13 protein-coding genes and 1 pseudogene are annotated in these 12,757 nt (G+C 44.5%); 7 read left to right on the forward strand and 7 right to left on the reverse strand.

Annotation, left to right across the window (positions count from 1 at the left end; all coding sequences use genetic code 11):
* Positions 1 to 34 precede the first annotated feature (34 nt).
* The 6 genes from VSQ62_RS00695 to VSQ62_RS00720 all read left to right on the forward strand — a co-directional run bounded on the left by VSQ62_RS00695 (position 35) and on the right by VSQ62_RS00720 (position 7,973).
* Entirely contained in the window at positions 35 to 940 is a 906-nt protein-coding gene (locus VSQ62_RS00695; RefSeq protein ID WP_334632637.1) for a sugar phosphate isomerase/epimerase family protein, read from the forward strand.
* 34 nt (positions 941 to 974) lie between these two features.
* Positions 975 to 3,083, forward strand: coding sequence for a cytidylate kinase family protein (locus VSQ62_RS00700; RefSeq protein ID WP_334632639.1), 2,109 nt, complete (start codon positions 975 to 977; stop codon positions 3,081 to 3,083).
* A gap of 140 nt (positions 3,084 to 3,223) precedes the next feature.
* Entirely contained in the window at positions 3,224 to 3,874 is a 651-nt protein-coding gene (locus VSQ62_RS00705) for a GntR family transcriptional regulator (RefSeq protein WP_334632640.1), read from the forward strand.
* A 68-nt stretch (positions 3,875 to 3,942) separates the two neighbouring features.
* Positions 3,943 to 4,089: a hypothetical protein gene (locus tag VSQ62_RS00710; RefSeq protein ID WP_334632641.1), complete on the forward strand. Its 147-nt coding sequence runs from the start codon at positions 3,943 to 3,945 to the stop codon at positions 4,087 to 4,089.
* Positions 4,090 to 4,227: 138 nt separating this feature from the next.
* Positions 4,228 to 6,777, forward strand: a complete 2,550-nt coding sequence (locus tag VSQ62_RS00715) for a cation-translocating P-type ATPase (protein ID WP_334632642.1) — start codon at positions 4,228 to 4,230, stop codon at positions 6,775 to 6,777.
* Positions 6,778 to 6,806: 29 nt separating this feature from the next.
* Positions 6,807 to 7,973 carry an AI-2E family transporter gene (locus VSQ62_RS00720; protein ID WP_334632643.1) on the forward strand — a complete coding sequence of 389 codons (1,167 nt, stop codon included), beginning with the start codon at positions 6,807 to 6,809 and terminating at the stop codon, positions 7,971 to 7,973.
* A gap of 188 nt (positions 7,974 to 8,161) precedes the next feature.
* Here VSQ62_RS00720 and VSQ62_RS00725 read toward each other — a convergent pair whose 3' ends face one another.
* The 7 genes and pseudogenes from VSQ62_RS00725 to VSQ62_RS00755 all read right to left on the reverse strand — a co-directional run bounded on the left by VSQ62_RS00725 (position 8,162) and on the right by VSQ62_RS00755 (position 11,882).
* Positions 8,162 to 8,506 (reverse strand): type II toxin-antitoxin system PemK/MazF family toxin, encoded by a 345-nt coding sequence (locus VSQ62_RS00725; protein WP_334632644.1) that lies wholly within the window; start codon positions 8,504 to 8,506, stop codon positions 8,162 to 8,164.
* A 1-nt stretch (position 8,507) separates the two neighbouring features.
* Positions 8,508 to 8,687: a hypothetical protein gene (locus tag VSQ62_RS00730; protein ID WP_334632646.1), complete on the reverse strand. Its 180-nt coding sequence runs from the start codon at positions 8,685 to 8,687 to the stop codon at positions 8,508 to 8,510.
* Positions 8,688 to 9,370: 683 nt separating this feature from the next.
* Positions 9,371 to 9,493: pseudogene (locus tag VSQ62_RS00735) on the reverse strand (NADH peroxidase); the annotation flags it as partial.
* A 204-nt stretch (positions 9,494 to 9,697) separates the two neighbouring features.
* Positions 9,698 to 9,925: a type II toxin-antitoxin system MqsA family antitoxin gene (locus VSQ62_RS00740; RefSeq protein ID WP_334632647.1), complete on the reverse strand. Its 228-nt coding sequence runs from the start codon at positions 9,923 to 9,925 to the stop codon at positions 9,698 to 9,700.
* Positions 9,926 to 10,237, reverse strand: coding sequence for a DUF4258 domain-containing protein (locus VSQ62_RS00745; RefSeq protein ID WP_334632648.1), 312 nt, complete (start codon positions 10,235 to 10,237; stop codon positions 9,926 to 9,928).
* 13 nt (positions 10,238 to 10,250) lie between these two features.
* Positions 10,251 to 10,451: a hypothetical protein gene (locus tag VSQ62_RS00750; RefSeq protein WP_334632649.1), complete on the reverse strand. Its 201-nt coding sequence runs from the start codon at positions 10,449 to 10,451 to the stop codon at positions 10,251 to 10,253.
* A gap of 6 nt (positions 10,452 to 10,457) precedes the next feature.
* Positions 10,458 to 11,882 (reverse strand): hypothetical protein, encoded by a 1,425-nt coding sequence (locus VSQ62_RS00755; RefSeq protein WP_334632650.1) that lies wholly within the window; start codon positions 11,880 to 11,882, stop codon positions 10,458 to 10,460.
* Positions 11,883 to 12,200: 318 nt separating this feature from the next.
* Here VSQ62_RS00755 and VSQ62_RS00760 point away from each other — a divergent pair, with 318 nt between their 5' ends.
* Positions 12,201 to 12,413, forward strand: coding sequence for a hypothetical protein (locus VSQ62_RS00760; protein WP_334632652.1), 213 nt, complete (start codon positions 12,201 to 12,203; stop codon positions 12,411 to 12,413).
* Positions 12,414 to 12,757 lie beyond the last annotated feature (344 nt).

The raw sequence follows: 12,757 nt of genomic DNA on the forward strand, positions 1-12,757 counted from the left end.
AGAACAGGCGGCAGCAGCAGGAAGGAGAGTAATAATGAAGATAGCGTTTGACGTAGACGTATTGGCAAAACAGATGGGTATTAACGATATGGTACATCAGGTAGCGGACTGGGGGTACAAGTATATCGAACAGTCTCCGCATCCGCGCATTAATCCGTTCTATAAGCATCCGCTTTTCTCGAGGGAATGCGAGGCGGAGTATAGAAAGGCGCTTGGCGAGACGGGAGTAGAGATCTCTTCCTTTATCGTTGTGTACCGCTGGTCCGGCCCGACAGAGGAGCAGCGGAAGATGGCGGTGGCGAATTGGAGAAGGATTGTTGAGATCGCGGTAAATATGGGCGTACAGGTAATCAATACGGAGCTTTCCGGCGATCCGAACCAGCAGGAGATCTGTAACGGCATGTGGTTCCGTTCTATGGATGAACTGCTCCCGCTGTTCGAGAAGGAGGGGATCCGCGTAGAGATCCAGTCGCACCCGTGGGATTTCTGTGAGCTGAATAACGAGACCTGTGATATGGTGAAGAGTTATCGCTCCGATAATCTGAAATATGTATATTCCGCTCCGCATGGATTCTTCTATGACAAAGGCGTGGGCGACGTACGCTCTATGCTGGAGTATGCAGGCGATGATCTGAGCCATGTATTATTTGCAGATACATACAACCAGACCAAAGACTGCAGATATATCCTGAACCCGCCGTGGCTGAACAGTATGGGGAGAGAGGATGTCTCCATCCATCAGCATAACCCGATGGGAGAGGGGGACGTTGATTTTGCAGGTATCTTTGAGACCCTGAGGAAAATGGATTTTGCAAACAAGAAGTTCAAGGTTGGAGGCGATGCGATCTCCTGTGTATCGATCTTCGGATATCCGGAACGTATGGATACAGAAGCGCCGAAGGCGCGGGAAATCATCGAACGTGAGCTGTTGAATTGCTAGTCCGCAGGGATTGCTTCAAATATGAGGAAAAATTATGAAATCAGTAGCGGAACTATTGAATTATAAACAAAAGAATAAGGATATGGATGAGTTCATCAAGGTGCCCATGTCTGAAAAGCTGGCGTACTGTTTCGGCGACCCGGCTCTGACGCTGATGTACACGATGACGACGACACTGTTGATCTACTTCTATACCAATGTGGTCGGCATATCCGCCGGTTCTGTGGGGATGATCATGCTGGTGTCCCGTGTATTCGACGGATTCTCGGATGTGCTGATGGGAACCATCATCGATCGGACTCACTCCAAATACGGGAAATCAAGGATATGGATACTGAGGCTTGCGGTGCCCTATGCATTGGCTGCTATCGTGCTCTTTACGATGCCGGGCATGGGGCCGAAGGGCAAGGTCGTCTATGCCTTTGTGACCTATAACATCATGAATACCGTTGTGTATACGGCGATCAGCCAGCCGTTCCATGCGCTGGGATCGCTGATGAGCCGTGACAGGAGAGAGCGGGATGTGATCTGCAATATTCGTATGATCCTGTCTATTACGGCAAGTATGGTCATTACGGCATTTACGCTGCCTCTGATCAATAAGGTTGCGGCGCTGATCGGCAATGAGCAGGCAGCGTGGATTCTTGTAACGGCCGTATACGCAGTCATCTCGGTATTCGTACTGCTGAATACCTACGCGACCTGTACGGAACGGGTGCAGACGGCGCAGAAGAGCAAGGATAATATTCCGTTCTGGACGGCGCTTAAGGCCACGGTAAGCAATCCGTATTTCCTGATCGCGTTGGGGCTGATGCTGTTCTATACGGTATATCAGATCATTATCGGAACGGATCTTACTTATTACTGTCAGTATGTGTTAAATGACGTTGATCTTGTTATGCCGCTGTCAGCATCCGAGAAGATCGCGACGATCGTCGGGATCGCTTTGCTTCCGAAGCTGCTTCCGAAGTTCGGGAAACGGAACCTGATCTGTGCGGGCTGTATTCTTGGTGTTGCCGGACAGCTTCTGTTCCTGATGAATATTACCAGTATACCTCTGGGAGTCCTCACCTGTATCATGAGGGGATTCGGAATCGCCCCGTTCTACGGGGTGCAGTATTCTCTTCCAAGCGACGCCATAGAATACGGACAATGGAAGACAGGGCTTCGTATCGAAGGGCTGATGTTCTCATCCATGAGTATGGGGCAGAAGGCAGGATCAGGCTTCACATCTGCAATAATGGGAAGTATTCTGTCCTGGGCGGCATTCGACGGATTGAAGGCCACGGCGGCAGAGCAGACGGCTGAGGCGATCGCGGTGATCAAGGGCTTCTACCTGTATGTGCCGATCGCGATCTGGCTGCTCATGTTCCTGATTGCATTATGCTACAGGCTTGATAAGAAATATGATCAGATGATGAGAGAGCTGATCGCAAGAGAAGGCAAAGCAGACGCCGAAGCGCCTGAACTGGCGGATGACTTGGATTCGGCGCAGCATGGCGGTTTGGCAGGCGAGTCAGGTAAGTACAGCAATCAGATCAATATAGCCATCGGCCGTCTCTACGGTGCAAGCGGAAGGAAGATTGCGGAGGCATTGGCAAAGGAGCTTAAGTGCCGGGTATGTGACAGGCAGATCATCTGTATGCTGGGCGAAAGATTCGGTATGGAATCTGCAAGTATTGAGAATCTCCAGAAATATCTGGATTCCTATAATGAAGGAGAGACGCTGACATTTTCCCCGTATTCCATGCCGGGCGCGGGAGTTGCGGAAGATGTTGTGGATACCAGAGTATTCGAGGAGCAGAGCAGGCTGATCCTGAAGCTCGCGAAGAAAGAGCCGGGGATCTTCCTTGGACGGTGCGCGAACTTCGTATTGGCCAAGCTGCCGCACACGTATTCATTCTTTATCTATGCGGATGACGATTACAGAGAAAAAGAAGGGCAGGAATATTATCAGGGTCAGACGCTTGCAGAACTTAAGGAACGCGACGAGAAGAGGAATGAATATTATCTGCGGTATACGGGAACGAAAAGAAACGATCCGAAATGTTATGATATGGTCGTCAATGTAGGCAAGACAGGAGTTGAGGGCGCCGTGCAGATGATCCTTGACTATGTAAGGAAAAAAGAACAACAGATATAGAAGAGATCTGACAGGCGGAAGGTCATTTTTCCCGGTTTTTCTGAGATATCAGCATCTCCCTTATTGACTCTGCTATGGTAAAATGATAAAATAGCGGAACAGGTGATGATAAATAGTAATCAGGCGGGAAAGGACTGCTTATGGGAAAATTGGCATTCAAGACATTGCGTGAAAATGTATCAGAAGAGATCCGGCTTAAGATCCTGAATCAGGAGTTGACTCCGGGAATGAGGATCATTGAGCAGGATCTCTCGGATGAGCTGGGAGTGAGCAGGGGTCCGATACGGGAAGCCCTTCGGCAGTTGGAGCAGGAGGGAATGGTTGAATATACCAGGAATGTGGGCTGTTCTGTGCGGGAGATTACCATACAGGATGTCTATGAGACATATCTGCTCCGTTCGAATTATGAGATGATCGCTGTCCGTCTGTATGAAGCGCAGTTCACGGACGAAGAGATCGCAAGGATGGAAGAAGCTCTGGAATTGATGAAGAATCTGACCATAGAGAATTATAGCAAGATAGTTTCCTATGGGTGCATGCTTCACGAGGTCATTATAGAGAAAGCAGGTCTTGCACGCCTTAAGAAAGCATGGCAGGATCAGGAATACGGCGAGATCTTAAGCTGTAACGCGGGATTTGTGGACAAGCAGACGGTCCTGGAGAGACAATATCCGATCCACAGAGAATTGGTCGATATCTGTAAGACTCGGGATGTTGAGGCTATCTGCAACGCGATTTCAGATCACTATATGCTGACGATCAAGCGGCTTAAGAACGAGGAGCTGGAATGATAAATTGAAAAAATATTGACAGAAGCGTGATGGATGGTATATATTAGAAACAAGTAAAAGGGAGTAACTTGCGTCTTAAGAGGATCATTCCCGCGAAGCAGCCATGCCTGCATGGATATTTGGCTGTTGCTGAGGGGCTTTGGATCCGGGGCGTTTACGATGTCGTCAGTACGATGGCCGGTACAGCAGTCATCCGTATCGTAATGAAATGGTGAGACTTTTATTGCATATTTTCATATGCAATAGGGGTCTCTTTTTGTATTCAAATATACCCAATATGGGAATGCTAAAACTAGGAGACTTCTATACACAGTATATTTCTGAAAAAGTGAGAAGAAAGAGAGGAAATGTATATGCTGACGAGTGAACAGGCAAGAAAGAATCAAGAGCGGTACGGATACAATGAGCTGACAGAGGGGAAAAAGAAGAGTGTTTTACAGATATTTCTGGAGCAATTCAAGGATTTTCTTGTGATCATCCTTATTATTGCAGCGGTGGTATCAGGATTCCTAGGGGACGCCGAGAGTGCGGCAGTGATCTTCGTGGTGATCACGATGAATGCGGTCCTTGGTACGGTGCAGACGGTTAAGGCGGAACAGTCTCTAAACGGATTAAAGAAGCTGTCGGCGCCTGCCGCGAAGGTGGTGAGGGACGGGACGCTGGTGCAGATTCCCGCCAGGGAGGTTACGATCGGTGATGAAGTGGTGATCGAAACGGGAGACTGTATCCCGGCGGATGGGCAGCTGATTAGCTGTGCAAGCCTTAAGACGGACGAGAGCGCCCTGACAGGAGAGTGTCTTCCTGTGGAGAAATCGTTAGAGGATGTACCCGCAGACGCAGCGATCGGAGATCAGACGAACAGGGTATTCTCGGGAAGTTTTGTCACTTACGGGAGAGGCACCTGCGTAGTGACGGCGATCGGGATGGAGACAGAGGTCGGCAGGATCGCCAGGCTGATCAAGACCGCATCGGAAAAACGGACCCCGCTCCAGGTGAGTCTGGATGAATTCGGCAAGAAATTATCGGTCATCATACTGGTCTTCTGTGGGATTCTCTTTGGGATGAATATTCTGCGCGGCGGTTCTGCGGTGGACGCGTTTTTATTCGCGGTAGCGCTTGCGGTAGCGGCGATTCCCGAGGCGCTGAGCTCTATCGTCACGATCGTGCTGTCCTTCGGAACGCAGAAGATGGCAAAAGAGCATGCGATCGTGAGGAAGCTTCAGGCTGTGGAAGGACTTGGCAGCGTGTCGGTCATTTGCTCGGATAAGACAGGGACGCTGACACAGAATAAGATGACGGCAGAGTATTACTATGTGGATGGAAGGCGGATACCGGCCGAAGAGATTGACCTTAACAGCCGCAGCCAAGAGCTGCTTCTTCGCTTCAGCATCCTTTGCAACGATTCTACGAATGAGGACGGGGCAGAGATCGGAGATCCGACAGAGACGGCGCTGATCAATCTGGCACAGCAGCTTGGGGTAAATGTGGCGGAGGTGAGACGGCGTTACCCAAGGCTTTCGGAGCTGCCTTTTGACAGTGACAGGAAGCGGATGTCTACGGTGCACAGGATGCGGCTGCCGGAGGATGACGGCAAAGAGCAGACGGATATTAACTGTAAGCGGAATGTTGCGGTCGTAAAGGGCGCTGTGGATATGTTATTGGACCGGATGGCCGGAATCACTCAGGAAGACAGAGATGAGATAGAGCGGCAGAATTTGGAATTCTCCCGAGACGGCCTGCGTGTCCTTGCATTTGCCTATAAGGAGCTTGATGGGGAGCGGGAGATATCCCTGGAGGATGAAGAAGATCTGACGTTTTTGGGGCTGATCGCTATGATGGACCCGCCGCGGGAGGAATCGAAGGAGGCTGTCGGCAGATGCATCCAGGCGGGCATCAAGCCGGTTATGATCACGGGCGACCATAAGGTGACGGCGGCGGCGATCGCGAAACGGATCGGCATACTTAAGGATGATTCAGAGGCCTGCGAGGGCGCTGTTATTGAGAATATGACGGACCAGGAGCTTCAGGAGTTCGTGGAAGGAATCTCGGTATACGCCAGAGTATCCCCGGAGCACAAGATACGGATCGTGCGTGCATGGCAGGATAAGGGAAATATCGTGGCAATGACGGGGGACGGCGTCAATGACGCGCCGGCGCTTAAGCAGGCGGATATCGGCGTCGCCATGGGTATCACGGGAAGCGAGGTATCGAAAGATGCGGCTGCCATGGTGCTGACGGATGATAATTTTGCTACGATCATCAAGGCGGTGGAGAACGGAAGGAATATTTACCAGAATATCAAGAATGCGATCCAGTTCTTGTTATCAGGTAATTTTGCCGCGATCCTGGCGGTGTTATTCGCTTCTGTTGCGGGACTTCCGGTGCCGTTCGAGCCTGTGCATCTGCTCTTTATCAATCTTCTGACAGACAGCCTTCCGGCAATTGCGCTGGGACTTGAACCGCACAGGGCGGAGGTTATGGAACAGAAGCCAAGGGCTATGAAGGAGTCCATCCTGACGAAGGATTATCTGCTGAGTATCGGGACGGAAGGATTATGTATCGGGGCGTTGACGGTGATTGCGTTTCTGATCGGATACCGGACCGGTGATGCAAAGATTGCGGGCACGATGGCATTCGGGACATTATGTCTGAGCCGTCTGGCGCATGGCTTCAACTGTAAATCATCCAGACCGGTTGTATTTTCACCGGCAATATGTAATAATGTGTATTTAATAGGTGCATTTCTTGTGGGTGCGGCGCTGATCACGGGGGTTCTTCTACTTCCGGGGCTGCATGGGATATTCAAGGTGGCTGACCTGAGTTCGGGACAGCTGTTAACAATGTACGCGCTGGCGTTTTTGAATCTGCCGGTGATACAGTTTCTTAAAATGATGAAAAATTAGTATGAGATCGTACTGGTGCGGAGGTTTGTATGGAATTAAGTAATGAGACGGTGAGGAAGATCAGAGGTTTGATCGTATTTACGGCGCTGACTACGGCGTGCCTGTGGAAATATGATGTTGTGGTGGGGGCTTTGGCCTTTGTGTTTCACATTATATTTCCCTTTGTTCTTGGAGGTGCGATCGCGTTCGTGCTGAATGTGCCGATGAATTTTGTGCAGCGCCATCTGTTTGACGAGGGTAAGATTAAGGGCAGGAAATATATGTGTAAGATCGCCCGTCCGGTCAGTATGCTGATCGTGGTATTCGGCGTGATCGGGATCGTGGCGGTTGTGATGTTTGTACTGATTCCGCAGTTGGGTAATACGTTTGCCAATCTGGGTACGAGTATTCAGGAGTTCATCCCCAAAGTGCAGGAATGGGCAGAGGATATATTTCACAATAACAAGGATATCATGGATTGGGTGAATGATCTTGAATTCGATTGGAATAAGATCATGGAAGCGGGGCTTGACTTCTTCAAGAACGGCGCCGGAAGCGTGCTGGACTCAACGATCACGGCGGCGAAAAGTATCGTAAGCGCGATCACGACGTTCTTCATTGCGTTCGTATTCGCAATCTATATCCTGCTTCAGAAGGAGAAGCTAGGGCTGCAGGCGAAGAAGGTGCTGTTCGCATTTGTCAGGAGAGGGCGCGGAGAGGCTGCGCTTGAGGTGCTGTCTCTGACGTACAATACATTTTCAAGCTTTCTCACCGGGCAGTGTGTGGAGGCGATCATACTGGGAAGTATGTTCGTGGTCTCCATGGCGGTGCTGCAGCTTCCGTATGCACTGCTTGTAGGGATCGTGATCGCATTTACCGCATTGATCCCGATATTCGGCGCGTTCATAGGCTGCGGGGTGGGCGTATTCCTGATCTTTATAGAAGATCCGGTGAAGGCGCTGATATTCGTGATCCTCTTCCTTGTGCTGCAGCAGGTGGAGGGGAATCTGATCTATCCTCATGTTGTAGGAGGGTCGGTGGGACTGCCTTCGATCTGGGTGCTGGCGGCGGTCAGTCTGGGCGGCAGCCTGATGGGCGTGGTAGGAATGCTGATATTTATTCCGGTTGTGTCAGTGATCTACGCGCTGTTCAGGGAGGTTGTGTACTTAAAATTAAAGCAGAGGGAGATAACGCCGGAAGAGGTGGAGAAGATATAGATGACGGCGGGATAAGAAGAAAGAGCCAAGTGAGCATGCTTGCATGCACATTTGGCGGCCGCGCGGCTTTGGGTTGTACAGTTACTATATTTTGGTGTTATCCTTTTTTGTGTGCATCTTTGTAGTTACGTGAATTAATGAAGATATTTCAAGAAATAAATGGACTAATCGACTGTTAGAATATGATATTAATCTGGCAATGTTCCATCCATGAAATGGATATATAATTCTTCTATCCTATCTAAATCATCAGGATGTAGTTCTCCTATCTTAAAAATAAAATCGTCTGGTTGTAGATTCATTACCTTTGATACTCTTGCTGTGGAGGCTAATCTCAGATTTGCTTGCTGCCAATACAAAATAGGAGTATCATAAGGGTCATTATATCGTATCTTATGTTTTGTTATTTTCACAGAAAGAACGCCTAATTGATCTTCGTCCAATACAACGACCGGTCTGTTGATGATCTGAGAATGATCTTCTTCTAAAGGAAATCCTACAAACCACACTTCGCCTTCGAAAAATTTTCCCATATTATTCCACCTTTTTTTGAAATTTTAACATATCGTACAATTCATTCCACTCTGCCTCATCTACCCATTCGTCTTCCTTTGAGATTACAGGGCGTCCTTGTTTATCGTATTTAGTATTAGCAGTTGCAAAGGAATATGCGTGTTCTTTATTTTTCTTTAAATATTGCGCTAGTGTTGACATATCGTATTCCTCCTATTCGTGTTTGAATTCTTTGCAGATATTGCTAAAATGAACATATAGATTCTTAAGATAGATATAATTTATCACAAATTTATATATTCGTCAATCCTCGAATGGTATTTAGGCGGTTTGTTCAAATATTGAAGTAATAGTGATTGAACTTTTTGTGGCATGGTTTCCCTCCCCAAATATAATTATAATATTCTATGATTGAAATAGTTTGTCTATTTGTTCTAAATCTTTATCCATTATCGGTACACCATGTTTTTGATAATCTTCTATCTGGTCGCCGTAGGCAGAGAGAATATTTACAAGAGTATAGATTAATCATATCACATATCATTGAATAAAGCACGTGTTATTCTGACTTCGTATAGCTGTATGCTATGTTTTCGGTGTAATACAGCTCTGCAAGACAATCATTGATTTCTAATAACCATTATCCAATTGATAAACACCGCTGTCTTTCTTATTGCTCATGTTAATTTCCTTCTTTAATGAATGGGGAAATAAGGCAAGATTTAGGGTATCCACTTTATGGAATTTGTAGAAGTGAAATAAGAAGAAGGGTATCCGTCTTTTTACCACTTTTGGTATGGAAATCCCCTGTTTTAAAGCGAAAAAGAGGACAGACAACAATTTGTCCATCCTTTTAAAAACTCTTATATTACGCGTTTTTTCTCTTAGCCGAAGTATCTCTTAAGAAGTCCCTCGAAAGCCTTACCATGTCGAGCCTCGTCTCTTGCCATCTCATGAACTGTATCATGGATTGCATCAAGGTTCGCAGCCTTAGCTCTCTTAGCAACGGCAGACATGGCAAAGCTTTCGAGGGTCTGTTAAAGAGATATCAAGTCCCAATTCTTGCCTTTAAAAAAGGGATTCATCTTGAAAAAGTCCCAACTTTATCCCAAACAATAGTTACTGAAAGACTTATATTATGTGATATCACTTCCTTTCATTTTACTATGGATATAGAAAAAGAGATACCGAAGTACCTCTTAATCATCAAGCTATGCAACCTTTGTATAATTGATTACTGAAATCTCCTGCATGAGCTGTTTGGCTGTATTTACTAATTTCTCTAATTGGCGTGCGGTTTCATTTGAATAATACTTTGCACCGCATTGCTCACATTCTTCACAAGGGACATTTTTTACAATAATCACACATCCCTTATAATTTACTACATGAGTTGTGGTAGATTCGATTAAATCGTTACATTTACAATACATACACATCTAATTCTTCCTCCTTGTCTTTAAATCTTCCATAAACTTTATAGTGTTTGGATAATATGCTGTTATGATATGAAGAACTTCACCATCAAAACCAACAACGGTGTGCAATACTTTATGATGAATAGCATATCCAAATATCAAACAACTTGGATGTGGAAAATCATCAGGATAATCTTCTATGATTTCACCAGACATAATACAGTTACCGACATCATCTATGCTAATATCTCTTTCCTGCATACGTTCAAGGCAATGAGTAGACCATTTTATTTTTGCTGTACGGTATAGGCTCTGGACAATTTCTATATTCATGTTGCGTCTCCTTTTATTGGGAATTGTCGAAAGTTCTTTTTTGCGCATTACGGTTTTTTGCCGCTAATCGGAATGCTTTTTCCATTGCAGGCGTAAGTTCGGGAGAATCTTCATCAAATACGATTTCTCTCTTTGCCGCTTCTTCTATCTGTTTGATTTGTTCCTCTGTTGGTTTTTTGTTTCTAGCCAAGGTAACTGTTTTAATCTGTTTCATAATATTCTATGATTGATATAGCTTGTCTATTTGCTCTAAAACTTCATCCGTTATCGGTACACCATGTTTTTGATAATCTTCCATCTGGTCGCCGTAGGTGGATAAGATATCCACAAGATTAAATAATATTTTCTCTGATAAATCCTTGCCGCCGCTCTGGTTCTTTATTGTCTGCTTTGGTACAGTCATTCGGGCAGATATGGTTACTGGATTAATGCCAAGCTTTTCTATCTCTTTTAAATACCTTTTGACAGTTTGTAGAGTTCCTAAATCTGTTATTGTACCTTTTTCAATCTGTTCTAATACTTTTGCTATTCCATGTTTTTTTGCAACTGCTTCAATAACCTTTTTTAAGCGCACTTTTTTACTTTTGGTATAGCCGCTGTTATCTATTATGTTCATTGCACGGTCATATGTTACATAAATGCCTTTGCCTGTTAGCTTGCTGACATAATACTCCAATATATAACGTTCTATCTCTGGTGTCACCAGATACTGTAATTCTCTGCCTTTTAGGCCAAATTTGCTAACAAGTGTATTAAGTTTACTTTTTTTAACTTGTACTTCGATTCTAAGAAAATTATAATCTGTATTAGGGTCACATTCAAGCTGTCTTTTCTCTAATTCCGTTTGCTTATGGTAAATATTGATATTTAAGCTCTTGCCCTTATAATAAATGTAACTTAAATCAGAATTATAAGTCTTTATGTTGGCTTTGCTGTCGGAATCATCGGATGATTCATCATTAGGTATTTCTGCCAAGAAATCTTCGATATCAGGTACATCTGGTTCTTCATCAGATAATGTTATTTTGTTCTCTGATATATCAGGTTCGTCATTGCCATAATAGTTACGTTCAAAAGAACCTGTCCGCAAGCTGTAGCCTTTATCAATAAGTTTTAAATACTGTTGGTTCATTGTATAAAGGTCAAATGTAAAATCAATCCTGGCGGCTTTAAAAGAATTTAATTCAAGCCATTGTTCGTTTAACCTTTTCTTCCTGTTAAGCCATGCTTCATCATTTTCAATCGTGCAATCTTCCACATCTTTCCAACATTCATCAAAGCACCGCTCTGGATAAATTTCTAAACATGGGATAAGTTCAAATATTTTGCGGTAGATGGCTCTTACATAGTCAGGCGTAAAGGATAAAATGCTTTGGGGTATATGTGGGTCTTGGTAACCGCTAAACATATTAGCTGTATTTATGGATAAAGAAATCATGTAATAATGTGTGAAGTCGTTATCTTCTTGTACTTCTGTTTTTATTTCTTTACGTTTAAATTTGTATAAACGAATTGCGGCAAAACCTTTGTCAGAGTAAGCCGTAGTAAACCAATAGTAACGATAGTATCTTAGTTTTAAAGAACGAATGATTTCATTAAATGTGTCTCTTGAAATCACTTTTGATAATTCAAATGTATGTACCATTTTCTTTTCCTCCGTAAGAGTATAGTATAATCATATCACATATGATTAAATAAAGCACGTATTATTCTGACTAGATGTCTATTGAAACCAACCGTATCTTTAGTGGTCTAACGACCAGTAAACCCAGTATTTACACGGCTTTCAGCGCACAGACACCCTTTACACCCCTACCTTATCATCTGGTAGTAGCATACCTATTGTAGCTATTATGTGAGGCTGTGCTTTATATAGTTTAACCGCCTGTCGGCGTCATAATGATATTTAGCTTATAAGATTATAGCAGGTATTTAAATCTTATGGAAAGGAGGCGAAAATACAATGAGTGATTTTATATTCAAACCTACTCTTGAATATGAGGCTGCATGTGCAGATGAAATTATTGAAAGAGGACGGTTTCTTTATTATCAGGACCTAGAAGGTGAAAGGGATGTTTTAAATTATTCTTTATATGATTTGGAATGCTTTTATTGTTTTCTTGGCTATAAATTGGCAATGGATGCAATGTTTTCAGATATGACAAAAAAGAAATAACTTCCAAAGTATCCAATTACAATGTAATTAAACAGCGTCTATGTATCCAAAAGGCTGTGTTCTGCAAAGTATATCTTTAAAGGATACAGCCTTATAATGGGTACTGGAAATTTATACTGAACAGTGACTATAAGTGTGTCAAAACAATCCGTATCTTTATCACTCTGACAACTGATAAGCCCAGTATTTACAAGGCATTCAGAGCATGCACACCCTCTACACCTCTGCCCTACTGCCTAACGGCATATCTATAGTATATTCTGCCTGATAAGACTTATTGTGTCAGATTTACTATGCTATGGCTTACATGTATAGGTGTTGTGACTGTATATCTTTTAAAGGCA

Origin of the sequence: Sporofaciens sp. JLR.KK001, assembly GCF_036941055.1 — a bacterium.
Classification (GTDB): domain Bacteria; phylum Bacillota; class Clostridia; order Lachnospirales; family Lachnospiraceae; genus Sporofaciens.

Coding starts and splice junctions, on each gene's coding strand:
- VSQ62_RS00695 (WP_334632637.1), top strand. CDS start 35: ATGAAGATAGCGTTTGACGTAGACGTATTGGCAAAACAGATGGGTATT.
- VSQ62_RS00700 (WP_334632639.1), top strand. CDS start 975: ATGAAATCAGTAGCGGAACTATTGAATTATAAACAAAAGAATAAGGAT.
- VSQ62_RS00705 (WP_334632640.1), top strand. CDS start 3,224: ATGGGAAAATTGGCATTCAAGACATTGCGTGAAAATGTATCAGAAGAG.
- VSQ62_RS00715 (WP_334632642.1), top strand. CDS start 4,228: ATGCTGACGAGTGAACAGGCAAGAAAGAATCAAGAGCGGTACGGATAC.
- VSQ62_RS00720 (WP_334632643.1), top strand. CDS start 6,807: ATGGAATTAAGTAATGAGACGGTGAGGAAGATCAGAGGTTTGATCGTA.
- VSQ62_RS00725 (WP_334632644.1), bottom strand. CDS start 8,506: ATGGGAAAATTTTTCGAAGGCGAAGTGTGGTTTGTAGGATTTCCTTTA.
- VSQ62_RS00730 (WP_334632646.1), bottom strand. CDS start 8,687: ATGTCAACACTAGCGCAATATTTAAAGAAAAATAAAGAACACGCATAT.
- VSQ62_RS00740 (WP_334632647.1), bottom strand. CDS start 9,925: ATGTGTATGTATTGTAAATGTAACGATTTAATCGAATCTACCACAACT.
- VSQ62_RS00745 (WP_334632648.1), bottom strand. CDS start 10,237: ATGAATATAGAAATTGTCCAGAGCCTATACCGTACAGCAAAAATAAAA.
- VSQ62_RS00750 (WP_334632649.1), bottom strand. CDS start 10,451: ATGAAACAGATTAAAACAGTTACCTTGGCTAGAAACAAAAAACCAACA.
- VSQ62_RS00755 (WP_334632650.1), bottom strand. CDS start 11,882: ATGGTACATACATTTGAATTATCAAAAGTGATTTCAAGAGACACATTT.
- VSQ62_RS00760 (WP_334632652.1), top strand. CDS start 12,201: ATGAGTGATTTTATATTCAAACCTACTCTTGAATATGAGGCTGCATGT.